Below are 24439 nucleotides of genomic sequence, written 5' to 3' on the forward strand. Positions count from 1 at the left end.
GAGGTTACTCGCGCACCAGCAGCAGGCTGCCACCCAGCGGCCCGCCACCCGCCGCCACCGTGCTGACACTGTGGTCGCGGGTCTGTCGGCCTTGCGCACGTCCCCAGAGTTGCAGGCAGGCTTCATGCACATAGCCCAGGCCATGGGTGCGCCCACCGGACAATTGCCCGCCATTGGTGTTGATCGGCAGGCTGCCGTCCAGGGCGATGCGTGCGCCGCCCTCGACAAACGCGCCGCTGCCCCCGGTGGGGCACAGCCCCAGGGCTTCGAGCCAGATCATGGTCAGGATTGAAAAGCCGTCATACAACTGCGCCGAACCGATGTCCTGCGGGCGATAGTCGGTGCGTGCCCACATCATCTGGCCGACATCGAAGGCGGCCATGCGGGTGAGGGAAATCTGATCCCATGACCAGGGCTGGTTCAGGGCCGCGCCCATGGCTTCGATCCGGATTGGGCGGTGCGGCAGGTCCTGGGCGATATCGCGCCGTGACAGAACGATCGCGGTGGAGGCGTCGCAATGCACGTCGCAGTCGAACATGCGCAGTGGCGAGGAGATCATCCGCGATGCCATGTAGTCGTCCATGCTCATGGGCGTGCGGTACAGCGCCTTGGGGTTGCGCATGGCGTTCTGCCGGCAGGTAAGGGCGATTTGCGCCAACTGCTCGGGGCGGGTGCCGTACTCGTGGAAGTGGCGCTGGGCATACAGCGCCATCAGGTTGATGCCCGAGAGCACGTTGAACGGGGTAAACCACTGCCAGGCGTAGCTGCTGTCGCGCCCCCGGGTCTTGTTGCTCAGGGCGCCCGCCTGCTTGTCGAGGGTACGGGCCGAGGCCTCGGTGATGGTGCGAAACACCAGCACGTGCTTGCACAGGCCGGCGGCAATCGCCATCGCGCCGTTGATCACCCCGGCCAGCGGCCCCGGGCCTTCATAGCCGCCGCCAAACCAGTTGACGTTGAGTCCCAGGGCGCTTTTCAGGGCGCTGGGGCCGACCGGTGAAAACGCGTCGCCGTTGTTATTGTCGCCCGGCCAGCAGGCCACGCCGTCGATATCGCTGCGCTGCAGGCCGGCGTCGGCAATGGCTTCAAGGCAGGCGTCGAGGGTCAGGCGCATGGCGGAAAGGGAGGACGGGCGGCCGACTTCCGATTGGCCGATGCCGGTGATGGCGACGTCTTTCTCGTAACGATGATCGAACATCACAGATCCCTCTCGAACAATGGCAGCCAGACATCCTCGACGTTGAGGAAGCTGACCCGGACCGGCATCCCGATCTGCACCTGGGTCACCGGCAGGCCCACCACGTTGCTGACGAACTGCAAGCCGGGCTGCTCGACCAGCTCGATGATCGCCACCACATAGGGCACCTCAAGCTCCGGCGTCCAGGGTTGGTAATTGATGGTGTAGCTCAGCACCCGACCCTTGCCGGACACCGCCTCGGGGGCAACCTCGAAGCTGGCGCAATGCGGGCAGAGCGGGGCGGGCGGGTGGAAGAAGCGGCTGCAGGCCGCGCAGCGCTGGATCAACAATTTGCCCTGTGCGCCGCCTTGCCAGAAGGCACGGTTGTCGGCGTTGAGTGCGGGAAGTTTTCTAGGCATCGGCGGTCCGCAGGTAAATGTTTGACGTGGAGTCACACGGTATCATTTGTACATATTTTCTAAAAGTGTCATATATTCGCTCCGGAAAAGGCACGAATCGACCGTTCGCGCCGTAAAACAACAACAAGAGGATTTCGCAATGGCCCTGTCATTACTGGACAAGAGAGTGGTGGTCACCGGCGGCTTTGGCGCCCTTGGCTGCGCCCTGGGCAAATTTCTGCTGGCGCGTGGCGCGCAAGTGGCCCTGGTGGATCGCAGCGAGGTCCCGGCGGCCCTGGCCGATACCCGGAACCTGCTGTGCCTGGGCGGCGTCGACCTGACCTCGAGCGAATCGGCCAACGCTGGGTTGCAGCAGATCGCGGCGCAATGGGGCGGTATCGATGGGCTGGTCAATGTCGCCGGCGGTTTCGCCTGGGAAACCATCGAAGGTGGCCATCTGGACACCTGGGATCGCCTGTACCAGATGAACGTGCGGACCGCCGTGGTCAGCTCCCAGGCGGCGCTGGCCCATCTGCTGGCATCGGGCGCCGGGCGTATCGTCAACGTCGGGGCACTGGCGTCGATCAAGGCCGCGACCGGCATGGGCGCCTACGCGGCCTCCAAGGCCGGGGTCGCGCGCTTGACCGAGGCCCTGGCCGAGGAGCTGAAAGACCGTGGCGTCACGGTCAACGCGGTATTGCCCAGCATCATCGATACCCCGGCCAACCGCGCCGACATGCCCGACGCCGACAGCAGCCGCTGGGTGACCCCGGATGCGCTGGCGGCGGTGGTGGCGTTTCTGTTGTCCGATGAAGCGGCAGCGGTCACCGGTGCCCTGCTGCCTGTGAGTGGCCGCGTATGAGACTGGTGACCTATACCGACGTCGAAGGCGTCGAGCGCGCCGGTGCGCTGCTGGACCAGGACCTGCAAGTGCTCGACCTGCAGAGTGCCTACCGCGTGCGCGAAGGCCGTGACAGCCAGGCCTTGAGCAGCATCCTGGCCCTGGTCGAGGCCGGTGAGCCAGCGCTGGAACTGGCTCGCACCCTGGTGGCCCGGGCGCCGGTGGCTGCCCTGGTGGAGCGCGCCACGGTCAAGTTGCGGGCGCCGATCCAGCCGCCGCCGCAGATGCGCGACTGCTCCTGTTTCGAGCTGCACCTGCGCCAGGCTTTCGCCGCTGCCCGGCGCGCCCGGGCGCTGCGCACCGAGGACCCGGAAGCCACCCTGAGAGCCATGAACACCCGTGCCGATGACCGGGTGATCGAGACCTTCAACAAGCAGCCCATCTACTACAAGGGCAACCGCTTTGCGGTGATCGGCATCGATGATGAATTCCAGTGGCCGAGCTTCAGCCGGGCGATGGACTTCGAGCTGGAGTTCGGTTGCTACATCGGCAAGCGCGGCAAGGACATCAGCCGCGATGCGGCCCGGGCGCACATTGTCGGGTACACCATCTTCAACGACATGAGCGCGCGCGACGCCCAGGCCCTGGAGATGCCCGGGATGCTCGGCCCGGCCAAGAGCAAGGACTTCGACACCGCCAACATCATGGGTCCGTGCCTGGTGACCGCCGATGAGCTGGGCGACCCCTACGACCTGAACATGGTCGCCCGGGTCAACGGCGAGGAGTGGGGGCGTGGCAATACCCGGGACATGCGCTGGCGCTTCGAAGACGTGATTGCCCATGTGTCGCGTTCGGAAACCCTGTACCCCGGCGAGTTCCTCGGCTCCGGCACGGTGGGCAACGGCTGCGGCCTGGAGCAGTTGCGCTATCTGCAACCCGGGGACGTGGTCGAGCTGGAAATTGACGGCCTTGGCGTGCTGCGCACCCAGGTCGGCAACAAGGCGCCGACCGGGAATTAGTGGCGGCGGAGGTCGGGAAGAGTTCACTTACAAATTGCAGGTGAATTCTATGTACACAAATAGATAAAGTGTCTTATATTTCGTTGCGACTTATCGCCGTGACGCCCAGAGTAGGAGGCAAACATGCTAACAAGAACAAGCCCCGTGTTGTCTGATGGAACCAAGGTCTCGGACCTCATCTATCCCTCTAGCCGCGAAGTACAGATGCGCGTGTTGTCCGACCGCGAAATCTACGACCTGGAGATGGAAAAGATCTTCGGCAAGATCTGGGTGCTTCTGGGTCACGAATCGGAAATCCCCAATTCCGGGGACTTCATGGTCCGCGACCTGGGTTCCGATTCGGTCATCGTTGCCCGTGGCAAACAGGGCGAGGTGTTCGTTTCCCTCAATGTCTGCCCGCACCGCGGCATGCGCATCAGCACCGCCGACTGCGGCAACACCCAGATCCACAAGTGCATCTATCACGGCTGGGCCTTCCGTCCGAACGGTGATTTTGTCGGCTCGCCGGTCGAGCGCGAGTGCATGCACGGCAAGATGCTGCCCAAGGAAGAACTGGGCCTGAAAAAAGCCCGGGTCACCTTGTATGGCGGGCTGGTGTTCGCCACCTGGAACGTCGATGGGCCGTCGTTCGACGAGTTCCTCGGCGACGCCAAATGGTATTACGACATGCTGTTTTGCCGCTCCGACAAGGGTATGGAAGTGCTCGGCCCGCCGCAGCGCTTTATCGTCAACGCCAACTGGAAAACCGCCGGCGAACAATCGGCGGCCGACGGTTTCCATACCCTGACCCTGCATCGCTGGCTGGGGGAGGTGGGTAACTACGCGAAGAAAGGCGAGGGCGAAACCGCCGACCTCAGCCCGGAAATGATCGGCGTCGAAATCAGCTCCCCTCACGGCCACGCCCTGCGCTGCATCGACCTGGCACGCAAGATCAAGCGCCTGACCGGCCTCGATCCGGCCGAGCTTTCCGTGCAGCAGAAGCTCGAGGCCTTGCCCCCGGCCGGGATGACCGCCGACATGGTCGAGCAGTTGGCGCGCAACCTGAGTGAAGACCAACTGAAGGTTCTGACCAGCATGCCGCCACAGGTGGGTGGGATGTTCCCGAACATTCTCTTCGGTTTTGTCTACATTCCGCAGCCAGATGGCAGTGTGGTCGGTTCCATGACCCTGCACGCCTATGTGCCGCAGGGGCCGGACAAGCTGGAGTTCGTCAACTGGGTATTTGCCGAGAAGGACGCCTCGCCGGAGCTGCGGGACAAGATGCTGAAGCAGACCATCCAGCTGTTCGGCACCTCGGGCATGGTCGAGCAGGACGATTCCGACACCTGGCCGCACATGACCTTGGCCGCCAAGGGCGCCATGGGCCGCAAGAGTACGCTCAAATACCAGGCCTGTTTCGAGACCGGCGCGCCGGAAGGCTGGCCTGGGCCGGGCATCGTCAACGAAGGTTTCACCAAGGACGACACCCAGTGGCACTGGTGGCTGTATTGGCACGAGCTGATGACGGCGTCGGACGAGGAATAAGCGTCCTCCGGCCCGGCGCGATAGCGGCCGCTGCAGGCCGCCATCCCGGGGAGTGGCATTAACCGCGACAAGAATAAAAAGATAGGGAGTGACTCATGGCTCAGGTTCAACAACGCGGCGTGGAAGATATCCAGCCGGGTTCTCCGGTCGGTACCCAGCGGGTGCCGGTGGGTTCGCCGATTTACAACGATGTGCTGACCTTTCTCTACGAGGAGGCCACGCTGCTCGACCAGATCCGCCTTCAGGAATGGGCCGAGCGCCTGGACACCGACCTGGTGTACACCGTACCGCTGCGCCAGACCCGCCTGGCGGCCGAGTTGAAAACCACCATCGTGCGCAGCGTCCAGCATTACCACGACGACTACCGCTCGATCATGGGCCGCATTTTGCGCCTGTCCGGCAAAAGCGCCTGGGCTGAAGACCCGCCTTCGCGGACCCGGCGCCTGGTGACCAACGTGTTTGTCGAGGAAACCGCTAAGGCCGACGAGTTTGTGGTGACCAGCTACCTGCTGCTGACCCGCAGCCGGTTCAAGGACCATCACGTCGATATCATCAGTGGCGAACGGCGCGATGTGCTGCGCCTGGGCGATGCCGGGTTCAAGCTGGCCCGGCGCGAGGTCATTCTCGACCAGGCCGTGCTGGGCACGCCAAACCTGGCGGTGTTCCTCTAGGGCATGGCGTGCTGTTCAGGGCGCTGAGCAGGCGCCCTTGAACACCCGCGGCAAAGGCCCGTGCCATCCGGTGCGGGGCTTTGCCGCGGGTGTTTTGCGTAGCCGGTTCGGGCTACGGCCGCTGCTGCTGGAATCCGTGCGGCTGCAGCACCCGGAGTTGCGGAGGCGCCGGGCTCAGGCCATCGGGTCGCGGCTGTGTGCGTGCAGCCAGGCCTGGTCCTGGGCGCACAGCTGATGGCCGGTGTCGCTGAAGTCCAGGGTCGAGCCCTGCATGCGCAGTGCCTGCTCGGCGCGCTCGGGTTGCTGGCTGTAGCAATGGCCAGTGCTACTGGCATGAACCTGGGCGTCGAGGTTGAAGGCGCGGCCCAGGGAAATCATGGTGCAGCGGCGCAGCAGCAAGGCGGCTTCGGCGGCCTCATCATCGAGGTTGCCCAGTGCCCAGCGGGCCATGCCGTGGCGCAGGTCGACGCCGGTGTAGGGCGGCGGCCCTTCGATCAGTGTGCCGTTGACCTCCCAGGCCAGGGTTTCACGCTGGTCACGCAGCAGAATGGCCCGGGTGCGATGGTTGATGCGACGCCCCACCTCGATCTCATAGCAGCGCTGGCGGGTGTCCCGGGCGGCACCGGCAAGGGCCAGCCCGGCGAGGTCCAGCAGGTGCGTGCATTGATGGCTGGCGTCGGTCTGGCGGGTGACGGAGTGCGCGACGCGATCCAGCGGCATGCCCAGCAAGTGCTGGAGTTGATTGCCGGCCTGCGGGCACAGCGAGTAGGGGTAGCGCAGGGCTTCGCCGCCAATGGCCGTGACTTCGCCCGCACGATGCCGGGCCCATACCCGGAAGTGATGGAAGTCATCTTCCAGGGCGGCGCGAACTTCTCCCATGCCATGGGCGCAATGGGCAATGATCTCTACGCGGCGGCGAAATACAGTCATCCTCAATATCCTTGTTTCACTGCTGTTCGGGCTGACGAAATCAGTTATATTTGAACACTATAACCAATTATGTTCACTAAAAAACAAGAAATGGAGTGGCTATGGCACTGCTAACAGAACAGGTTGCGCTGATCACTGGTGCGGGTGGCGGCATTGGTCGCGGCATCGCCCTGAACTTCGCCAGGGAAGGGGCCGCCGTGGTGGTTGCCGAGCTGGATGTCGCCAGCGGGGAAGCCGTGGTCGCCGAGCTCAAGGCATTGGGCGCCAAGGCGGTCTTTATCAAGACCGATGTCTGCAGCAAGGTGGATATCGAGGCGGCTGTGCAGCTGGCGGTGGATGAGTTCGGTGGCCTGGATATCCTGATCAACAACGCCTTCGCCCCCACCCCCAATGTGCTTCTGGAAGACAAGACCGATGCCATGCTCGAACAGACCCTCAACTCCACCGTCTGGGCGGCCTGGTGGGCAATGAAAGCCGCGTTGCCCCATATGAAGGCGCGGGGCGGCGGCAAGATCGTCAACTTCTATTCCATCGACGTCGAGATCGGTGCCTGGCTGCACGGCGACTACAACACGGCGAAATCGGCGATTGTCGGCTTGACCCGCAGCGCCGCTTCCGAGTGGGGGCGCTTCAATGTTCGGGTCAACGCCATCGCCCCCACGGCGATGGGGGCCACCTTCCATAAACTGGCGGCGCAGAACCCCGGGTTTGCCGAGATGTCGGCGTCCATGCGGCCCCTGGGTCGGTGTGGTGAACCCGAAGCCGATATCGGCCCGGCGGTGGTGTTCCTCGCATCGGAGATGTCGCGTTTTATCACCGGCGAAACCATCCATGTCGACGGCGGCCTGCACCTGCCCGGGTACAACTCCCGGCCCAAGGACATTGGGTTTCGGGAGTACTGACCGCGCCCGTTAAAACGAGCGCCAGCCACGCCTGATACCGGGCACGCAAAAAAACGCCATTGGCCGGCAGCGTCAATGGCGTTTTGCATGGCTTCGCGCCTGCCGGGCCGTGGGGGGCGGCCCGGCAGGCAGGGCGTGAGGTCAGCTCTTGGAGACCACGATCGAGGTGGTTTCCAGGTCCCAGGTGGACGCGGTCTTGCCTTCGTCCCGCAGCAGGTACTTCAACACCCGGCCCTGGGGGTTTTTCGGCAGGCTGTGACGAAACTCGATATAGCGCGGCAAGGCGTAGTAGGGCACCGAATCGGTGGCCCACTGGAACAGCTCCTCCGGTTGCAGCGTGGCGCCCTCATGCAGCACCGCCGTGACTTTCACATCGTCTTCACCCTTGTCCGAGGGCACGGCGTGTACCGCCACTTCCGCCAGGGCCGGGTGAACGGCGAAGGCGGCTTCCATCTCGAAGCTGGAAATATTCTCGCCACGGCGCCGCAGGTAGTCCTTCTTGCGGTCGACGAAATAGAAGAAGCCGTCGTCGTCGAACTTGCCGATGTCACCACTGTGGAACCACATGTTGCGCATCAGCTTCTGGGTGTCTTCCGGGCGGCGCCAGTAACCCTGGAACATGATGTCCGGGCGCAGCGGACGCACCACGATTTCCCCGGCGCAGTTGGCGGGCAGCTCCTGGTCGAGGTCATCGACGATGCGTACGTCGAAGTCCGGGATGCGTTTGCCGGACGAACCGGGGGCAGCGTATTCACCGGCAGCCAGCGAGGTGATCACGCAGGCTTCGGTCAGGCCATAGCCATTACCGCCCACCAGCGGGGTGCCGAAGCGCTCGCGCCAGATTTTTTTGGTTTCTTCGGTATAGGGGTTGCCGCGTGCGGTGTGGATCTGGCCGACGCAGCGCAACATCGCCGGGTTGTCCGGGGCGTGGGCCAGCAGCCCGCCCATGCCGCCCAGGATCGAGGCGATGGTGGCGCCCGAGCGTTCCACTTCCTGCCAGAAGTTCGACACCGAGAAGCGCGGCAGGATGGCGGCCCGTGCGCCCACCAGGATGCTGGCGATGATCGACACGCACAGCGCATTCATATGGAACAGCGGCAGCGGGGTGATGGTGATGTCGTCGGCGCTGGCCGGCCCGGCGCGCAATTGCAGGCGTGCCAGGTTGCACATGAAGTTGTAGCTGATCATGCAGCCCTTGGACGGGCCGGTGGTGCCGGAGGTGTAGATCAGGCAGGCCAGGTCGGATGGCTGTGGCTTGGTGGCCAGGGGCGTGGCGTCATGGCCGCGGAACTGATCCAGAGGCGCGATGCGAATCCGGCACTCGGCAACGCTGTCGAGTGTGCCGCGGTGCAGAATGTGCCGGACGTCATGCAGCTGTTCCGCCAGCGGTCTCACCCGTGCCAGGTAGGCCGCTTCGCAAATTACCAGCGAGGTGCCGGTATCGGCGATCTGATGCCGCAGGAACTCGCCCTTGAGTGCGGTGTTGATCGGCACGCTCACGGCGCAGAGCTTGTTGATGGCCAGCCAGGTGGTGACCGCGTCGATGTTGTTGTCGAGCATCGTCAGCACGGTTTCACCGGACTTGACGCCCAGAGTGGCCAGGGCATTGGCCATCTTGGTTGAAAGTAAGTCAACCTCTGAATATGTGTATAACTCACCGCTGAAATCCAGCAGGATTTTGTCTGGATGCCTTGCTACCGCACGATCTAACGCTTCGATGACAGTGTCTCGTTCTCCCACTGCCCAGGTCTCAGGATTTCCAGTACTACCCATGAATTTTCTCCGTTTAGGCACCCACGGTTGTTGGGTTGCCTGATTTTATTTTAAAGAGAGAATTGGATTCTAAATACAAACTCATAAAATGTCTTTAGCAATAAGTTGAACATATAGTGATATTTATGCACAGATCCTGTGCTAATGTTGGGCCCATCTTTACTCTCCATGAGCCTGCCCATCCATGCCAAAACCTGCATCCTCGAAAGCGGAAATGCCTACTTCGACGCCCAAGGCGAGCAAGGCAAAAAAAGTCGCAGCCCCTGACGCTGCCCTTAATGCGGTCAAACCGGTTGAACGGCGCGTCGGCGCCAAGGCCGTGGCAGGCGTCAAGGTCAAGCCGAACCGGCGCTCCGAAGAAACCATCGCCAATATCCTCAAGGCCACGGAAGAAGTGGTGCTGATGTCCGGCGCAGACCGCATTTCGATTCTGGACGTGTGCCAGGTGGCGGGGGTGTCCCGGGGGACCTTCTACCGCTACTTCTCCTCCCAGGAGGACCTGTTGGATACCTTTTCGCGGCATAAGCGTGAAAGTTTCCACAGTTCGCTGTCCCAGGAACTGGGCCCCATCAGTGATCCCGAGGCGCGCCTCAATGCGCTGTTCGCCTACCTCGACAACTACCTTGAACAAAGCCGTGCGCGGCGCCTGCTGGTGGTCGCGCCGGATTACGCCCTGGGCTTTTTCCGGCGGATCTTCCACGATTCGATCGTGCGTTTTCAGGACGGCCTGTGCATTGTGTTCGACGATTGGGACGAGCGCCTCGGGGTGCGCCTCGATCGCGAACTGATCTGCGAAATGATCATTCGCTACGTATTGAGTGAAATCCTGGTGCCGGAAGCAGCGGGTCGCCGATTGTTCCCGGTACGGGTCAAGAAGCTGCTGGGTGCCTTGATCATGGGCTCCACTTCACGCACCCGCCGCTGATCGTCGCCTGCGCAACATCCCCCTCGTTGTAATTCCTCTTCTTCCCTCACAGCCCCCCCGGAAACCGGGGGGGCTGTGTTTTCGGCTGGGCGTTTTCAGTGCCCGCACGCTGAGCGATTTTCCCGATCCGGCACCGCTTTTGTGACGTCCAATGGCTTTTTCGACAGGTGCTGATGGCTCTGGTCCGGGCCTTTTGCTGTTGATAGAAAATAATATGAACAGATTTTTGATTTCTGATCAGATTAAACTTAAGCTCTGGGCTTAGCAGCGAGCCGTTCGGCTTTCCCTTCACGGTCTGGATTGACCCCCTGCCCGTGAAGGAACCGCGCTAACCACCAACAAAAAGTGCCAACTTCGAGGTACCTGCACATGCTTATCGATCTCCATGCTCACGCTCCCCATCCGGGCTACTACGACCAGCACCCGCATTGGGGGCCTTTCTTCGAGCAGCACGCCGACGGTGATATCAAGCTGCGCGTGGGCGACTGGATCCTGGGTCTCGGATCACCTGAGCGCAAGGCGGCCGTGCGTTCCGGAAACGGACCCAAGCTCGAGGAATATTTCGCGCGCTGGGCTGACCCGAAAGTGCGCTTGGCGGGCATGGATAAGGCAGGGCAGAACCTGCAAGTAGTGTCGGTTCCTTCCCACTGCTACATGTACTGGACTGAAGCCGAGTTCGCGGTGCCGTTCGCCCGCACCGTCAACCGCACCCTGGCCGAGTACTGCTCCGCCGCCCCGGACCGCCTGATGTTCTGGGCCCATTGCCCATTGAATGTGCCGCAGGCTGCGGCCGCCGAACTGCGCTACGCCTGCACCGAACTGGGGGCCAAGGGCCTGGTGGCCGGGGGCGCCAATTTTGGTGGCCTGGAGTTTGACTCGCCGGAACTCGACATCGTCTGGAAAACCCTTTGCGATCTCGACCTGCCGATGTTTATCCATGGGTATAACCAGTCGGTGACCTGGGGCAAGAACGCCAACAGCGACCGCTACGAAACCACCGCCATCGTCGGCATGCAGTACGACGAAAGCCGCTGCTTCTGGAACCTGATCTGTGGCGGCGTGCTGGACCGTTTCCCCGACCTCAAGGTGTACATCACCCACGGTGGCGGCTACGTGCCTTATCAACTGGGTCGCCTGGCCAAGACCAACGAAAACCTGGACGTCAAATACAACAAGAAGCCGCTACTCGAATACATGAAGAACTTCTATTTCGACGTCGAGCTGCACGAAGTGCCGATGCGCCAGGCCCTGGTCGACATCATTGGTGCCGACCACGTGCTGTACGGCAGCAACTTCGGCGGCAGCGATGCGGTGCGCCACGACCTGACCGATGGCCTGAAGCTGTCTGACTCCGACCTGCGCAAGATCCGTTATGAAAACGCCTGCCGCCTGCTGCACCTGGATCCCGCCAAGCTGGGCAAGGTAGGTGCCTGATGAAACTGGCGCGTTGTGAGTATTTTGCGACGGGTGTGTTCTGGGCCGTGGTGGATGTCGCGCAAGATCAGGTGACGCCCATCTCCGGCGAGTTCAAGGATTGGGCGCCCGCCGTGGCTGCCGGGCGCGGCATCAGCTCGGTGCGGATTGCCGGGCCATCGCTGCCGTTGTCGAAGGTGCGCCTGCTGCCGCCGATCGAGCCGGTCAACCGGGTGGTGGTGGCCGGTGCCAACTATGCCAAGCACCTGGTGGAGTTTGGCTTGAGTGCGCCGGCCCAGCCGGTGGCCTTCCTCAAGGCGTATGGCGCGCTGATTGGTGCCAACGACCCGATCCGCTTTCCGCCGCTGACCCAGGAGCTGGATCACGAAGTCGAGCTGGTGGCGGTGATTGGCAGCGACGAGATCGACCTGGAGAACCCCCTGGCCTGTGTGCTCGGCTACACCGTGGGTAACGACGTCAGCGCCCGCGACCTGCAGCGCAGCGGGGCGTCGGGTATCGGCATGGATTTGTTCGCGGCCAAGAGCCAGGACCGGACCACTGGCCTCGGACCCTGGATCGTGACCAAGGATGAGTTTGCCGAGGGCTCGCCGACGCTGCGCCTGACCTTGAAGGTGAATGGCGAAGTGCGCCAGGACGGTTCCACCGCAGAAATGACCTGGGACGTTGGCCAGTTGATCCGCTTCGTGCAGCAGCGCTCCAGTTTTGCTGCGGGCGATGTGCTGTTCACCGGCTCTCCCTCGGGTGTCGGCATGGGCACCGGGCTGTTCCTCAAGGAGGGCGATGTGGTCGAAGCCAGCGTCGAGGGCATCGGCACGCTGCGCAATGTGGTCGGTAAAAAGAACTGCGTCTAAATCGAGAGCCAAACATGAACGCCAATAAACAAAAAGTAGTGGTCGTCGGTGCCGGTTTGATGGGAACCGGTATTGCCCATGCGTTCGCCAGCTCCGGGTTCAGTACGTTGCTGGTCGACACCAATGCCGCCTCATTGACCCAGGCCCGGGCCAGTATCGAAAAAATCCTGGCCGACGGCTTGCGCCTGGGCAAGGTCAGTGAAGAGCAGGCCCAGGATTCCCTCGGCAACCTGTTGACCTGTGGTGACTTGAGCGAAGCCGCCAGCGGTGCCCACTGGCTGGTGGAAACCGTTTCCGAACAACTGGCGGTAAAGAAGGCGGTGATCAGCCAGGCTGCGCCACTGCTGGCGCCGGGGGCGATTATCGCCACCAACACTTCGGCCCTCAGCGTGACCGAGATTGCCGCGGCGGTCGACGCGGCGGACCGGGTGATCGGGATGCACTTCTTCAACCCGGTGCACAAGATGAAACTGGTGGAGCTGGTCCGAGGCCTGGCCACCAGCGACGAGGTGGTGGCACTGACCCGCACCCTGTGCGAGCAGATCGGCAAGACTTCGATCATCGTCAATGAGTCGCCCGGGCTGACTACCAGCCGCATGTCTGCGCTGCTGGGCAATGAAGCGATGTGGATGCTGCAGGAAGGCACCGCTACCGCCGAAGACATCGACACCGCTCTGCGCCTGGGCTTCAACCACCCGATGGGGCCGCTGGAACTGGGCGACCTGACCGGCTGGGACACGCGTCTTTCGGTGTTGCGCTACCTGCACCAGACCCTGGGCGAGAAGTTTCGCCCCTGCCCGCTGATCATCAAGATGGTTGCGGCCGGGCGCCTCGGGCGCAAGACCGGGCACGGTGTGTACCGCTATGAAGAGGGCAGGCAGGTTCCGGGCTCCGGGCTCAAGGCGAGTGCGCTATGAAAGACATCGTCATTGTTGATGCCTTGCGCACGCCCATCGGCAAGTTCCGTGGCAGCCTGTCCGGGGTGCGTGCCGATCACCTCGGGGCGCTGGTGATCAATCGCCTGTTGGAGCGGGTGGATGTATCGCCGGCCCTGGTCGAGGACGTGATCTTCGGCTGTGTCACGCAGATCGGCGAGCAGTCGGCCAACATCGCCCGCACCGCATTGCTCGGTGCCGGCTGGCCGGTGACCATTCCCGGGCTGACCATCGACCGCAAGTGCGGTTCGGGCGAGGTCGCGGTGCACCTGGCGGTCGGCGCGATTGCCGCCGGCGCCGCCGATGTGGTGGTGGCCGGTGGCGCGGAGAGCATGAGCCGGGTGCCCATGGGCAGCAATCGCGAGATTCATGGCGAGGCGTTCGGCTGGATGGCCGCGCAGCGCTATGAATTGACCAGCCAGGGCGAGGCAGCCGAGCGCATTGTCGATCGTTGGTCCCTGAGCCGCGATGCCCTGGACGACTTCGCCTTCGCCAGTCACCAGCGCGCGGCAGCAGCAGCCGATGCGGGTTATTTCGATAATGAAATCGAGCCGGTGGCGGTGGAGGCGCTGCGGGAAACAAACCTGACTGAACTCGGCGTGGTGCTGCGCGGCGATGAAACCATTCGCCGCGATACCTCGCGGGCAAAACTGTCGACACTCAAGACCAGCTTCCGTCCGGATAACGGGCGCATTACCGCAGGTAACTCGTCACAGATCTCCGATGGGGCAGCGGCGCTGCTGCTGATGAGCGCCGACACCGCGAAACGGCTCGGCTGCAAGGCGCGGGCGCGGATCGTGGCCTTTACCACCGTGGGCTCCGACCCGACGCTGATGCTTACCGGGCCCATGGCGGCCACGCGCAAGGTCCTGGCCAAGGCGGGGTTGAGCCTGAATGACATCGACCTGTTTGAGATCAATGAGGCGTTCGCCTGCGTACCGCTGGCCTGGATGCAGGAGACAGGCGTGCCCCACGACAAGCTCAACGTCAATGGCGGTGCGATTGCCCTGGGGCATCCCTTGGGCGCCAGTGGCGCCCGGCTGATGACCAGTCTGCTCAATGAGCTTGAGCGGCGCGGTGCGCGTTATGGCTTGCAAGCCATTTGCTGTGCCGGCGGCATGGGCACGGCAACCATCATCGAACGGCTCGATTGAAGTGGCGCGCTTGCCACTGATTGCCCTGCAAGCCCTGACGCCCGCGTTGCAGGACGCGGTCGAGCAGGGCCGTCGCAGCCGCATGCTCAGTTCCACCACGCCGGTGCAGGTCTGGGCCCATCGGCCCCGGGCTGCGCTGGCCTGGCTCGGACTGATGGATGTGTTGCACAACGACAGCCTGCTGGATGAGCGTCTGCGGGAACTGGTGCGCCTGAAAATCGCCAGCATCACCACTTGCCAGGCCTGTCAGGTGGCGCGCAAGTCCGACCGGGTCACCGAGCAGGACCTTGCCTGCCTGGCCACGGACAGCGAGCACTTCACGGCGGCCGAGCGCGCGGCGCTCACTTATGCCGAGCTGTTTGCCGGCGATTACCTGGCCATTGGCGATGAACACTTCGTCCGTCTCGGGGAGTTTTTTTCCACCGGGCAGGTGGTGGAGCTCGGGCTGTACTGCGCGCTGATGCTGGCGGGCGGGCGCATGACCCTGGTGCAGCAGGCTTACTGAGGCTGATCAAGCTCTATAGCTAATCGTTTTATTAAAAAGTGTTCAGTTATATGGCGGTAAGCCTACTATTAGCCGGAAACCTCCGGGTTTCTGTAGGTCGAATAAAAAAATAATGACAATAATCACGGAGACGATCATGTCCACACCGGCACAGAGCGACCTGGCCAAGGTATTTACCGACGTAGCCAGCAATTATCGCGGCACCAGCGATATCGACCTGCACGCAACCTACCGCGAGATGCGCGCCCATTCCCCGGTACTGCAAGACAACTTCATGGCCCGCCTGGGTGTGCCGTCGATTGCCGGTCTGGATGCGAACCGACCGACCTTCACCCTGTTCAAATACGATGACGTCATGGCCGTGATGCGTGATGCCGGCACCTTCACCAGCGGCTTTATCGCCGAGGGCCTGGGGTCGTTTTTCGATGGCCTGATCCTGACCGCGATGGACGGTGACGCTCACAAGAACATCCGCAACCTGCTGCAACCGATATTCATGCCGGAGACGGTCAACCGCTGGAAAGAAACCAAGATCGACCGGGTGATCCGCGAGGAATACCTGAAGCCGATGTTGGCCAGCAAGGGCGCGGACCTGATGGATTTCGCGCTGTATTTTCCGATCCGGGTCATTTACTCGCTGATCGGTTTTCCCGAAGACCGCCCCGAGCAGATCGAACAGTACGCCGCCTGGGCCCTGGCAATCCTGGCCGGGCCCCAGGTCGACCCGGAAAAGGCCGCCGCCGCCCGTGGCGCGGCAATGCACGCCGCCCAAGCCTTGTATGACGTGGTCAAGGACGTGGTGGCAGAGCGCCGGGCGGCCGGTGCCAGCGGCGACGACCTGATCAGCCGACTGATTGGCGCCGAGTATCAGGGGCGTTCCCTGGACGACCATGAGATCGCCACCTTTGTTCGCTCCCTGTTGCCGGCCGCCAGTGAAACCACGACCCGCACCTTCGGCACCCTGGTGTCGCTGCTGTTGCAGAACCCGCAGGTGCTGGAGCGGGTGCGCAACGACCGCAGCCTGGTGGGCAAGGCGATCGATGAGGCCGTGCGCTTCGAGCCGGTGGCCACCTTCAAGGTGCGCCAGGCCGCCAAAGACCTGGAGATTCGCGGCGTGCCGATTCCCAAGGGGGCGATGGTGCAGTGCATCGTCACATCGGCCAATCGCGATGAGGAGGCGTTCGAGAATGCCGACACCTTCGACATCGATCGAAAGGCCAAGCCCTCGTTCGGTTTCGGCTTCGGGCCGCACATGTGCATTGGCCAGTTTGTGGCCAAGACCGAGATCAACTGCGCGCTGAATGCGATTCTCGACCTGATGCCCAATATCCGTCTCGACCCGAGCAAGCCCGGACCGCAGATCGTCGGCGCACAGCTGCGTGGCCCGCATTACCTGCACGTGCTCTGGGACTGAGCCCCGCGCTCTACTGCCACCTGGTTCGGCTGCGGCGTGCGCGAGCCCGTGCGCGGCCCGGCCCCTGCACGTCCGCGTGCTGCACTTCCGATTTAATATGAACACAATCAAAAAAAGTGTTTAATTAGTGGGGGATGTGCACTATGATCCAGGAACAACAACAAGCCCGAATGCGAAGGGGAAAACAATGAAAGTTGAAGATCTGATTCTCGTCAGCGTCGATGACCACGCGATCGAGCCGCCTAATGCCTTTGCTCGCCACATGCCGGCGCGCTTCAAGGGGCGCGAGCCTCATGTGGTCAAGAAAGGCGACCGCGATGTATGGGTGTTCGAAGAGCAGGCCACCGGTTACATGGGCCTGAACTCCGTGGTCGGCCGCCCGAAGGAGGAGTACGGCATGGAGCCGCTGGGCTACGATCAGATGCGTCGTGGCACCTGGAGTATCAAGGACCGAGTCGACGACATGAACGCCAATGGCGTGCTCGGTTCATTGTGCTTCCCCACCTTCCCGGGCTTCGCCGGTCAGCGCTTCCAGGTCCATGCCGACCGTGATGTCTCGATGGCGGCGATCCAGGCCTATAACGATTGGCACCTGCATGACTGGTGCAACGCGGCGCCGGGTCGTTTCATTCCGCTGATGATCGTGCCGTGGTGGGACATGAAGGCCGCTGCGGCCGAAGTGGAGCGCCTGGCCAGGCAGGGCGTGCATGCGCTGTCGCTGTCGGACAACCCGGCGATTCACGGCTATCCGTCGATCCACAGTGACTACTGGGACCCGCTGTGGAAGGCCTGCAGCGACAACAAGGTGGTGATCTGCTGCCATATCGGCACCGGTGTCAAAGCCAACCACGCGTCCGATATGTCGCCGATCGACGCCTGGATCACTTCGATGCCGATCTCCATCGCCAACTCCGCGGCGGACTGGATCTGGGCGCCGATGTGGAAGAAATTCCCCGACCTGCGCATGGCCCTGTCCGAAGGCGGCATTGGCTGGATCCCGTACCTGCTGGAACGTGCGGACTTCACTCACCGCCACCACAACGCCTGGACCAATTCCAACTTCGACGGGAAGATGCCCAGCGATATCTTCAACAAGCATTTCGTCACCTGCTTTATCGAAGACAACTTCGGTCTGCAGAACCTGAAGTACTTGAACACCGACATGGTCACCTGGGAAAGCGATTACCCGCACTCGGACTGCACCTGGCCGCACTCGCCGGAAACCGCCTGGGAAGGGCTGCAGCACCTGCCGAAAGAGATGATCGACAAGGTCACCCACTTGAATGCGATGCGTGAGTTCTCCTTTGACCCGTTCTCCATCCACGGTCGGGAAAACTGCACAGTGGCCGCATTGCGCGCCCAGGCGACCCACGTCAGCACCGAGCCGGCCCTGGGCCTGGGTGGCGCCGACCACGGTCGCCATGACAGCAAGCCCGTTACCTCCGGCGACATCAATGCGATGTTCGCCGAGGCCGACGCGCAAACCGCGTTGTAACTTGCCACTGTTCCCGCAGTCGTCGGCCAACGGCGGGTGCGGGGGCGGTTGCCATTCTGTGGTCGCTTCGTTCGAGGCGATTGCGCCTGTGTTCAGCGTTAGAGAGCGCATATGGCCATCAGTCAATTTTCCTACAGCAGTATTCCGCCTCAGGCCCAGGCGTTGCGGGCAGAGGTGCGGGCGTTCATCCAGGACACCCTGGCCGATTACCCGGCAACCTTGCGCGCCGAATCGTGGATGGGCTTTGACGCCCGGTTCAGTCAAAAACTCGGGGCCCGGGGCTGGGTCGGCATGGCGTTGCCCGAGGCCTATGGCGGTGCGGCGGCCGGCCCCTTTGCCCGCTACGTGATCATTGAAGAGTTGTTGGCGGCCGGCGCGCCGGTCTCGGCCCACTGGATTGCCGACCGCCAGAGCGGGCCGTTGATCAACCGTTTCGGCACCGAGGCGCAAAAGCAGCAGTACCTGCCCGCTATCTGCCGCGGCGAAAGCTACTTCTGCATTGGCATGAGCGAGCCCAATTCCGGCTCCGACCTGGCGTCGATCAAGAGCAACGCAGTGCGTGAAGGCGACAGCTGGCGGCTCAACGGGCAGAAGGTCTGGACCACCAACGCGCACCATTCGCAATATATGATCGCCCTGGTGCGCACCGGCGAAAAAACCGCTGCGCGCCACGACGGCATGTCGCAATTCATCGTCGACCTGAGTCTGCCCGGCATCACCATTCGCCCAATCCGCGACCTGGCCGGCGGCGAGCACTTCAACGAAGTGTTCTTCGACAATGTGCGCCTGCCCGCCGATGCCTTGATCGGCACGCAGGGCCAGGGCTGGGACCAGGTGACCGCCGAGCTGGCATTCGAGCGCAGCGGGCCCGAGCGCTTCCTCAGTTGCATGGCCTTGCTGAAGACCTTGATCGATGCGCTGGGCAAGACCCCCGATGCCTTGCAGGCGCGGGAGATCGGCCGTCTCTCGGCCAAGTTGCTGACCTTGCGCAACATGTCGTTGTCGGTCACCGCGCAACTGGCGGCCGGCGAACACCCGGCCTGGGCGGCATCCTGCGTCAAGGACCTGGGCAATGCCTTCGAGCAGGAAATCCCCGAGGTGGCCCAGTTGCTGCTGGAAGCCGAACCCCGGCAGGACGGGGGCAACGAGCACGCCCGGGTCCTGGCCTATCTGATGCAAATGGCGCCGTCGTTTTCATTGCGCGGCGGCACTCGGGAAATTCTGCGCGGCATCATTGCCCGTGGCTTGGGGTTGCGATAATGCGCGAACTATTTGAAGCGACGATTGAACGCCTGTTTGCCGACCTGGCGACACCGGCGCAGGTAATGGATTGTGAAGGCGGTGAATGGCCGACCCGACTATGGGCGGCCCTGGACGAGTCGGGCTTTACCCTGGCCGGGGTCAGCGAGGCGCAGGGCGGGGCCGAGGCCAGTTGGGCGGACATGTACGTCATGGTGCGCGCTGCGGGCCGCCATGCGGTGCCGGCCCCGCTGGGGGAGGCGCTGCTGGCCAACTGGCTGTTGAGCCGGGCCGGCCTGGAAGGGCGGGCAGGGGCCTTGAGCATCGCCGCCAGCGCCGACCTGGTGCTGGACGACGGACGGGTCTATGGCTCAGCCTATGCCGTGCCTTGGGGGCGTCACGTCGATGCCCTGGTCGCCATCGCCCATACGCCGGCGGGCACGCCGAACCTGGTGTTGCTGCAACGTGACTGCGCCAGTGAGCTGACGCTCAGCCTCAATGTGGCTGGCGAACCTCGGGATGACCTGGGTTTCACCAGTGCCCCGGTATTGGCGCAGGCACCGTTGCCGGCCGGGCTCGACGCCCAGGTCCTGCACCTGGCGGGGGCGATGCTGCGTTCGGCGCAGATCGCCGGCGCCCTGCATGCGCTGCTGGACATGACCGCCGGCTACGCTCGTGAACGCCAGCAGTTCGGCAAGGCCATCGGTTCGTTCCAGGCCATTCAGCAGCAACTGGCGGTGTTTGCCGAGCAGGCGGCCGCCGCCGGGATCGCGGCCGAGGCGGCGTTTGCCGAATCCGTCGACGGGCTGGCTTCGCTGACCATTGCCGTGGCGAAAATCAGCACTGGCGAAGCCGCTGGAGTGGGCGCCGGTATTGCCCATTCGGTACACGGCGCCATTGGTTTCACCGAAGAGTATCCACTGCACCTGCTGACCCGCCGCTTATGGGCCTGGCGCAGCGAGTTCGGTTCCGCCAGTGTCTGGAGCCAGCGCCTGGGGACCCAGGTATGCCAGGGCGGCGGCGATGGCTACTGGCCGCTGCTGACCGGCCATGGCCAGCACCCTCTCACCAGCCTTGCGAGTAATCCGGCATGAGCGCGTTTCTTCAGATCGAGCGCGAGGGCGGTATCGTCACCGTGCGCATGAACCACCCCGACACTCGCAACGCCCTGACCACGCCCGAACAGATCCAGGAGTTTGTCGACCTCTGCGCCGAGCTGCGCCGCGACCAGTCGGTGCGGGTCATGGTGCTGACCGGCAATGGCAGCGCGTTCTGCGCCGGCGGCAACGTCAAGGACATGCACGAGCGCGGCGGGATCTTTGCCGGCTCGCCCTACGAGCTGCGCAACACCTATCGCGACGGCATCCAGCGCATTCCCCTGGCGATCTACGAGCTGGACATCCCGGTGATTGCGGCGGTCAACGGCCCGGCGATCGGCGCCGGGCTGGACCTGGCCTGCATGTGCGACATCCGCCTGGCGTCCACCACCGCGGTGTTCGCCGAAAGCTTCGTGCGCCTGGGCATCGTGCCCGGCGACGGCGGGGCGTGGTTGTTGCCGCGCATCATCGGTATCCCCAAGGCCAGCCTGATGTCGTTCACCGGCGACACCATCAATGCGGTCAAGGCCCTGGAATGGGGGCTGGTGGAGCAGGTGTGCACGCACCAGACGCTGATGGCCGAGGCGCGCTCGCTGGCGGTGCGCATTGCCAGCAATCCCGGGCATTCGCTGCGGCTGTGCAAGCGCCTGCTGCGCGAGGGCCAGCATATGCGCCTGGACTCCTTGCTGGAGTTGTCGGCGGCCTATCAGTCCCTGGCCCATCACACCCAGGACCATCACGAGGCGGTGTCGGCCTTTGTCGAGAAACGCAGCCCCGACTACCTCGATCGTTAAGGCGGCAGCGCCATTACCGAGTCACATTCTGGAGTACTGAAGATGCGTGGCGTTTTCCGCGAAGACCACACTATGTTCCGCGATCAGGCGCGCCGTTTTGTCGACCGCGAGATCGTGCCCTACCTGCACGAGTGGGAAAAGAACGGCATCGTGCCCAAGGAAGTCTGGCTGAAGGCCGGGGAGACCGGCTTGCTGTGTTCCACCGTGCCGGAAGAGTACGGCGGCCCCGGCGGTGACTTCGGCCACTCGGCGGTGATGATTGAAGAGCTGGCCCGGGCCAATGCCACGGCCGTCGGCTTCACCACCCATTCCGAGATCGTCGCACCCTATATCGTTGCCTATGGCAGCGAGGAGCAGAAGCAGCGCTGGCTGCCGCGCATGGTCAGCGGCGAGCTGATCGGCGTGATCGCCATGAGCGAACCCGGCATTGGCAGCGACCTGCGCTCGATGCGCACCCTGGCGCGCCGCGACGGTGAGGACTACCTCGTCTCCGGGCAGAAGACGTTCATCACCAACGGCGGCAATGCCGGGCTGATGGTGACGGCGACCAAGCTCGACCTGAGCGCCAAGGAACTGACCCTGATCTGCATCGAAGAAGACCGCCAGGGTTTCTCCAAGGGCCGGCTGCTGGACAAGATCGGTCTCAAGGGGCAGGACACTGCCGAGCTGTTTTTCGATGAGGTGCGGGTGCCTGCCGGCAACCGCCTGGGCGAAGAGGGGCAGGGCTTCAAGTACCTGACCCACCAACTGGCCTGGGAGCGGCTGATCATCGCCATTCGCGCCGCGCAGTCGATCGAGACGCTGCTGGCCGAAACCATCGACTACACCCGCGAGCGCAAGGTATTCGGCAAGCCGGTACTGGATTTCCAGAACACCCGTTTCAAGCTGGCCGAAGCCAAGGCGCAGTTCACCATGCTGCGGGTGTTTGTCGACGACTGCCTGGCCAAGGTCATGCGCGGCGAGCTGGCGCCGGACGTGGCGGCCATGGCCAAATTGCTCGGTTCGGAAATGCAGGGCAAGCTGCTCGACGAATTCCTGCAACTGCACGGCGGTTACGGGTTCATGAGCGAGTACAAGATCAGCCGGGCCTGGGTCGATGCGCGGGTTGCGCGGATCTATGGCGGCACCTCGGAAATCATGAAAGAAATCATTGGCCGTACCCTTTGACGATCCCAGCAAGAGGCACACAGATGACTGATTCCCTTTACGACATCCCGTTGAAGCAGATCGATGGCAGCCCGAGCAACCTTGGCCAGTACCGGGGCAAGGTCCTGCTGGTGGTCAATGTGGCATCCAAATGCGGCCTGACCCCGCAATATGCGGGCCTGGAGCAGCTTTACCAGGCTAAACGGGCCCAGGGCCTGGAAGTGCTGGGCTTTCCCGCCAACAACTTCAAGGAGCAGGAGCCGGGCAGCGACGCTGAAATCGTCGAGTTCTGCTCCCTGAACTACGACGTGCACTTCCCGCTGTTTTCCAAGCTCTCGGTGCTGGGCGCGGACCGTCATCCGCTCTACGCCGGACTGACCGCCGCGCAACCGGCGGCCATCGGCGACGGCCCGTTCCGCGAGCGGCTCAAGGGCTATGGCATCGAGTCCGACAACACCACGGACGTGCTGTGGAACTTCGAGAAGTTCCTGATCGACCGCCAGGGCCGGGTCGTGGCGCGTTTCGCCCCGGATGTCGCGGCGGATGACCCTCGGTTGCTCGAGGCCATTGAAACCCAGCTGGCCAAAGAGGCCTGAGGCCCGGGCGCTGATCGGCGGAGCAGGGCGCATGAGGCACGGCGCGACATGAGTCAGGGCGCAACCCCCATGGCGGCCGGGGTCAAGGCGGGGACCGGGCACGGCCTGGTCCTGTCGATTGTCGGCTTCAACTTTATTTCCTATGTCTGCGCCGGCTTGCCCCTGGCGGTCCTGCCTGGCTACATCCTCAACGACCTGGGCCTGGGCTCGGTGTTTGCCGGGCTGGTGATCAGCGTGCAGTACCTGGGCACGCTGCTGGCGAGGCCGCTGGCCGGTGGTGTGGCGGACCGAATGGGGGCCAGGTTCTCGGTGGCGTGCGGCTTCTGCGGCTTGATGGTGAGCGGCAGCCTGACGGCGCTGGCGATCGTTCTGCATGACCATTCCTGGTTGTTCGTCCAGCTGCTGCTGGCCGGGCGGGTGCTGCTGGGAGCCTCCACCGCCATGGTCTCGACCCCGTGCACCACCTGGGCCATTGGCCTGTGCGGCGCCCCGCGCGCCGCCCAGGTGCTGTCCTGGAACGGCATCGCGGCCTATGGCGGCACGGCGGTCGGCGCGCCCCTGGGCGTGTTGCTGCGCAATCTGTTCGGGTTGGCCAGTGTCGGGCTGTGCACGGTGCTGCTGGGGCTGGTGTTCCTGCTGCTGGCCCTGGGCAAGCGTCCGGCGCCGCGGGTGGCTGGCGTGCGCCTGGCGTTTTATCGGGTGCTGTTCAGCGTCATGCCCAATGGCCTGGTGCTGGTGTGCAGCTCCCTGGGTTTTGGTGGATTGACGGCCTTTGTCGTGCTGTATTTCGACAGTCGCGGCTGGGGGCATGCCGCCTATTGCTTAAGCAGTTTCGGTGCGGGCTTTATCCTGGCCCGCTTGCTGACTCCGGGCATCCTGCAGCGCTTCAGGGGCTACAAGGTGGTGGGCGGCTGCCTGCTGGTGCAGACCCTGGGCATGCTGCTGATATGGCTGGCGCCGTCTCCCGGGCTGGCGATTGCCGGCGGTGCGCTGACCGGGATTGGCGTGTCGTGGGTCTACCCAGGCCTGGGGGTCGAGACATTGGCCCGGACCCCGGCGGCCAATCGCAATTCGGCCCTCAGTGCGCTTTCGTTATTCTTCGACCTGGCAGTCGGGGTGGCCGGCCCGTTGATGGGGTGGGTGGCCACCGGATTTGGCTACTCCGCGATATTTCTCTGCGCCGCCCTGATGTCCAGCGGTGGTTTTATCGCCGTGCTCGGCTTGTGTCGGTATCAGCCGCGGCAGCACCCCTGATTGCGCCTGGGTGCCGACTACGGCGCGGCGCCCAGGGGAATCGGATACAGGCCATGGGGGCTGTCATGCCAGGCGAACCCCAGGCCGAATGCCTGTTCCAGCCAACCGGCCTGCCTGACGGCCTGGGGGCTGCCGGTGCCCAGCAGGCGGCCTTCGGCCAGAACCGCGATGCGGTCGGCGAAGCGCATCGCCAGCCCCAAGTCATGCAGCACCAGCAGTTGCGCGCAATGCTCCAGGCGGCTGCGCAGGTAGTTCATCAGGCTCAGCTGGTGGGCGATGTCCAGGGCGGCAGTGGGTTCGTCGGCCAGCAACAGCGGCGAGTCGGCGGCCAGCGCCCAGCCGATCCCGGCTCGGGCCCGCTCGCCGCC

General features: G+C 63.6%; 23 protein-coding genes and 1 pseudogene. 19 read left to right on the top strand and 5 right to left on the bottom strand.

The genetic code is table 11. The features are described from left to right. Window positions 1-4: 4 nt before the first annotated feature. Both CF161_RS09465 and CF161_RS09470 read right to left on the bottom strand, forming a co-directional pair. Window positions 5-1195 (bottom strand): thiolase family protein, encoded by a 1191-nt coding sequence (locus CF161_RS09465; protein ID WP_020296358.1) that lies wholly within the window; start codon window positions 1193-1195, stop codon window positions 5-7. Beyond that, window positions 1195-1593: a Zn-ribbon domain-containing OB-fold protein gene (locus tag CF161_RS09470; protein ID WP_043229000.1), complete on the bottom strand. Its 399-nt coding sequence runs from the start codon at window positions 1591-1593 to the stop codon at window positions 1195-1197. The genes CF161_RS09465 and CF161_RS09470 overlap by 1 nt, the downstream gene beginning before the upstream one ends. A 139-nt stretch (window positions 1594-1732) precedes the next feature. On the opposite strand from CF161_RS09470, the gene CF161_RS09475 reads away from it, so the two are divergent. The 4 genes from CF161_RS09475 to CF161_RS09490 all read left to right on the top strand — a co-directional run bounded on the left by CF161_RS09475 (window position 1733) and on the right by CF161_RS09490 (window position 5627). After that, window positions 1733-2434 carry an SDR family NAD(P)-dependent oxidoreductase gene (locus tag CF161_RS09475; protein WP_020296360.1) on the top strand — a complete coding sequence of 234 codons (702 nt, stop codon included), beginning with the start codon at window positions 1733-1735 and terminating at the stop codon, window positions 2432-2434. Further along, a complete protein-coding gene (locus tag CF161_RS09480; protein WP_020296361.1) occupies window positions 2431-3432 on the top strand; it encodes a fumarylacetoacetate hydrolase family protein in 1002 nt (333 codons plus the stop codon). Before CF161_RS09475 ends, CF161_RS09480 begins: the two co-directional genes overlap by 4 nt. Before the next feature lie 123 nt (window positions 3433-3555). Further along, on the top strand, window positions 3556-4956 hold the full coding sequence (locus CF161_RS09485) for an aromatic ring-hydroxylating dioxygenase subunit alpha (protein WP_043229003.1): 1401 nt from the start codon (window positions 3556-3558) through the stop codon (window positions 4954-4956). A gap of 95 nt (window positions 4957-5051) precedes the next feature. Beyond that, window positions 5052-5627: an aromatic-ring-hydroxylating dioxygenase subunit beta gene (locus CF161_RS09490; protein ID WP_020296363.1), complete on the top strand. Its 576-nt coding sequence runs from the start codon at window positions 5052-5054 to the stop codon at window positions 5625-5627. A gap of 174 nt (window positions 5628-5801) precedes the next feature. On the opposite strand, the gene CF161_RS09495 is transcribed toward CF161_RS09490, so the two are convergent. Then, window positions 5802-6557, bottom strand: coding sequence for a DUF2889 domain-containing protein (locus tag CF161_RS09495; RefSeq protein WP_020296364.1), 756 nt, complete (start codon window positions 6555-6557; stop codon window positions 5802-5804). Between the two features lie 101 nt (window positions 6558-6658). On the opposite strand from CF161_RS09495, the gene CF161_RS09500 reads away from it, so the two are divergent. After that, window positions 6659-7459 (top strand): SDR family NAD(P)-dependent oxidoreductase, encoded by an 801-nt coding sequence (locus CF161_RS09500; protein WP_020296365.1) that lies wholly within the window; start codon window positions 6659-6661, stop codon window positions 7457-7459. Window positions 7460-7600: 141 nt separating this feature from the next. Here the strand turns inward: CF161_RS09500 and CF161_RS09505 are convergent, their stop codons facing one another. Further along, complete coding sequence (locus CF161_RS09505) at window positions 7601-9232, bottom strand: ATP-dependent acyl-CoA ligase (RefSeq protein ID WP_043229005.1); 1632 nt, start codon at window positions 9230-9232, stop codon at window positions 7601-7603. A 184-nt stretch (window positions 9233-9416) separates the two neighbouring features. Here CF161_RS09505 and CF161_RS09510 point away from each other — a divergent pair, with 184 nt between their 5' ends. The 14 genes from CF161_RS09510 (at window position 9417) to CF161_RS09575 (ending at window position 24071) form a co-directional block, all read left to right on the top strand. Beyond that, window positions 9417-10157, top strand: a complete 741-nt coding sequence (locus CF161_RS09510) for a TetR/AcrR family transcriptional regulator (protein ID WP_043229007.1) — start codon at window positions 9417-9419, stop codon at window positions 10155-10157. A 369-nt stretch (window positions 10158-10526) separates the two neighbouring features. After that, entirely contained in the window at window positions 10527-11591 is a 1065-nt protein-coding gene (locus CF161_RS09515) for an amidohydrolase family protein (protein ID WP_020296368.1), read from the top strand. Continuing rightward, entirely contained in the window at window positions 11591-12442 is an 852-nt protein-coding gene (locus CF161_RS09520) for a fumarylacetoacetate hydrolase family protein (protein WP_020296369.1), read from the top strand. Before CF161_RS09515 ends, CF161_RS09520 begins: the two co-directional genes overlap by 1 nt. A 14-nt stretch (window positions 12443-12456) precedes the next feature. After that, window positions 12457-13359 carry a 3-hydroxyacyl-CoA dehydrogenase gene (locus CF161_RS09525; RefSeq protein ID WP_020296370.1) on the top strand — a complete coding sequence of 301 codons (903 nt, stop codon included), beginning with the start codon at window positions 12457-12459 and terminating at the stop codon, window positions 13357-13359. Beyond that, window positions 13356-14531 carry a thiolase family protein gene (locus CF161_RS09530; RefSeq protein ID WP_020296371.1) on the top strand — a complete coding sequence of 392 codons (1176 nt, stop codon included), beginning with the start codon at window positions 13356-13358 and terminating at the stop codon, window positions 14529-14531. The genes CF161_RS09525 and CF161_RS09530 overlap by 4 nt, the downstream gene beginning before the upstream one ends. A 1-nt stretch (window position 14532) precedes the next feature. Then, window positions 14533-15036 carry a carboxymuconolactone decarboxylase family protein gene (locus tag CF161_RS09535; RefSeq protein WP_156882672.1) on the top strand — a complete coding sequence of 168 codons (504 nt, stop codon included), beginning with the start codon at window positions 14533-14535 and terminating at the stop codon, window positions 15034-15036. A gap of 136 nt (window positions 15037-15172) precedes the next feature. Then, complete coding sequence (locus CF161_RS09540) at window positions 15173-16450, top strand: cytochrome P450 (RefSeq protein ID WP_020296373.1); 1278 nt, start codon at window positions 15173-15175, stop codon at window positions 16448-16450. A gap of 187 nt (window positions 16451-16637) precedes the next feature. Further along, on the top strand, window positions 16638-17945 hold the full coding sequence (locus tag CF161_RS09545; protein WP_020296374.1) for an amidohydrolase family protein: 1308 nt from the start codon (window positions 16638-16640) through the stop codon (window positions 17943-17945). Between the two features lie 111 nt (window positions 17946-18056). After that, a complete protein-coding gene (locus CF161_RS09550) occupies window positions 18057-19205 on the top strand; it encodes an acyl-CoA dehydrogenase family protein (protein WP_020296375.1) in 1149 nt (382 codons plus the stop codon). Continuing rightward, window positions 19205-20278 (top strand): acyl-CoA dehydrogenase family protein, encoded by a 1074-nt coding sequence (locus CF161_RS09555; protein WP_020296376.1) that lies wholly within the window; start codon window positions 19205-19207, stop codon window positions 20276-20278. The genes CF161_RS09550 and CF161_RS09555 overlap by 1 nt, the downstream gene beginning before the upstream one ends. Then, entirely contained in the window at window positions 20275-21075 is an 801-nt protein-coding gene (locus CF161_RS09560; protein WP_020296377.1) for a crotonase/enoyl-CoA hydratase family protein, read from the top strand. Before CF161_RS09555 ends, CF161_RS09560 begins: the two co-directional genes overlap by 4 nt. 42 nt (window positions 21076-21117) lie before the next feature. Then, window positions 21118-22242 (top strand): acyl-CoA dehydrogenase family protein, encoded by a 1125-nt coding sequence (locus CF161_RS09565; RefSeq protein ID WP_020296378.1) that lies wholly within the window; start codon window positions 21118-21120, stop codon window positions 22240-22242. Window positions 22243-22265: 23 nt separating this feature from the next. Beyond that, window positions 22266-22817: a glutathione peroxidase gene (locus CF161_RS09570; RefSeq protein ID WP_020296379.1), complete on the top strand. Its 552-nt coding sequence runs from the start codon at window positions 22266-22268 to the stop codon at window positions 22815-22817. 48 nt (window positions 22818-22865) lie between these two features. Further along, window positions 22866-24071, top strand: a complete 1206-nt coding sequence (locus CF161_RS09575; protein ID WP_156882673.1) for an MFS transporter — start codon at window positions 22866-22868, stop codon at window positions 24069-24071. A 17-nt stretch (window positions 24072-24088) separates the two neighbouring features. On the opposite strand, the pseudogene CF161_RS33120 reads toward CF161_RS09575, so the two are convergent. Further along, a pseudogene (locus CF161_RS33120) lies at window positions 24089-24439 on the bottom strand (ABC transporter ATP-binding protein); the annotation flags it as partial.

Source organism: Pseudomonas sp. CF161 (assembly GCF_000416215.1).
Lineage (GTDB): Bacteria > Pseudomonadota > Gammaproteobacteria > Pseudomonadales > Pseudomonadaceae > Aquipseudomonas.

Bases quoted from the DNA above. Each gene is read 5' to 3' on its own strand.
- CF161_RS09465 (WP_020296358.1), bottom strand. From the start codon at position 1,195: ATGTTCGATCATCGTTACGAGAAAGACGTCGCCATCACCGGCATCGGC.
- CF161_RS09470 (WP_043229000.1), bottom strand. From the start codon at position 1,593: ATGCCTAGAAAACTTCCCGCACTCAACGCCGACAACCGTGCCTTCTGG.
- CF161_RS09475 (WP_020296360.1), top strand. From the start codon at position 1,733: ATGGCCCTGTCATTACTGGACAAGAGAGTGGTGGTCACCGGCGGCTTT.
- CF161_RS09480 (WP_020296361.1), top strand. From the start codon at position 2,431: ATGAGACTGGTGACCTATACCGACGTCGAAGGCGTCGAGCGCGCCGGT.
- CF161_RS09485 (WP_043229003.1), top strand. From the start codon at position 3,556: ATGCTAACAAGAACAAGCCCCGTGTTGTCTGATGGAACCAAGGTCTCG.
- CF161_RS09490 (WP_020296363.1), top strand. From the start codon at position 5,052: ATGGCTCAGGTTCAACAACGCGGCGTGGAAGATATCCAGCCGGGTTCT.
- CF161_RS09495 (WP_020296364.1), bottom strand. From the start codon at position 6,557: ATGACTGTATTTCGCCGCCGCGTAGAGATCATTGCCCATTGCGCCCAT.
- CF161_RS09500 (WP_020296365.1), top strand. From the start codon at position 6,659: ATGGCACTGCTAACAGAACAGGTTGCGCTGATCACTGGTGCGGGTGGC.
- CF161_RS09505 (WP_043229005.1), bottom strand. From the start codon at position 9,232: ATGGGTAGTACTGGAAATCCTGAGACCTGGGCAGTGGGAGAACGAGAC.
- CF161_RS09510 (WP_043229007.1), top strand. From the start codon at position 9,417: ATGCCAAAACCTGCATCCTCGAAAGCGGAAATGCCTACTTCGACGCCC.
- CF161_RS09515 (WP_020296368.1), top strand. From the start codon at position 10,527: ATGCTTATCGATCTCCATGCTCACGCTCCCCATCCGGGCTACTACGAC.
- CF161_RS09520 (WP_020296369.1), top strand. From the start codon at position 11,591: ATGAAACTGGCGCGTTGTGAGTATTTTGCGACGGGTGTGTTCTGGGCC.
- CF161_RS09525 (WP_020296370.1), top strand. From the start codon at position 12,457: ATGAACGCCAATAAACAAAAAGTAGTGGTCGTCGGTGCCGGTTTGATG.
- CF161_RS09530 (WP_020296371.1), top strand. From the start codon at position 13,356: ATGAAAGACATCGTCATTGTTGATGCCTTGCGCACGCCCATCGGCAAG.
- CF161_RS09540 (WP_020296373.1), top strand. From the start codon at position 15,173: ATGTCCACACCGGCACAGAGCGACCTGGCCAAGGTATTTACCGACGTA.
- CF161_RS09545 (WP_020296374.1), top strand. From the start codon at position 16,638: ATGAAAGTTGAAGATCTGATTCTCGTCAGCGTCGATGACCACGCGATC.
- CF161_RS09550 (WP_020296375.1), top strand. From the start codon at position 18,057: ATGGCCATCAGTCAATTTTCCTACAGCAGTATTCCGCCTCAGGCCCAG.
- CF161_RS09555 (WP_020296376.1), top strand. From the start codon at position 19,205: ATGCGCGAACTATTTGAAGCGACGATTGAACGCCTGTTTGCCGACCTG.
- CF161_RS09560 (WP_020296377.1), top strand. From the start codon at position 20,275: ATGAGCGCGTTTCTTCAGATCGAGCGCGAGGGCGGTATCGTCACCGTG.
- CF161_RS09565 (WP_020296378.1), top strand. From the start codon at position 21,118: ATGCGTGGCGTTTTCCGCGAAGACCACACTATGTTCCGCGATCAGGCG.
- CF161_RS09570 (WP_020296379.1), top strand. From the start codon at position 22,266: ATGACTGATTCCCTTTACGACATCCCGTTGAAGCAGATCGATGGCAGC.
- CF161_RS09575 (WP_156882673.1), top strand. From the start codon at position 22,866: ATGAGTCAGGGCGCAACCCCCATGGCGGCCGGGGTCAAGGCGGGGACC.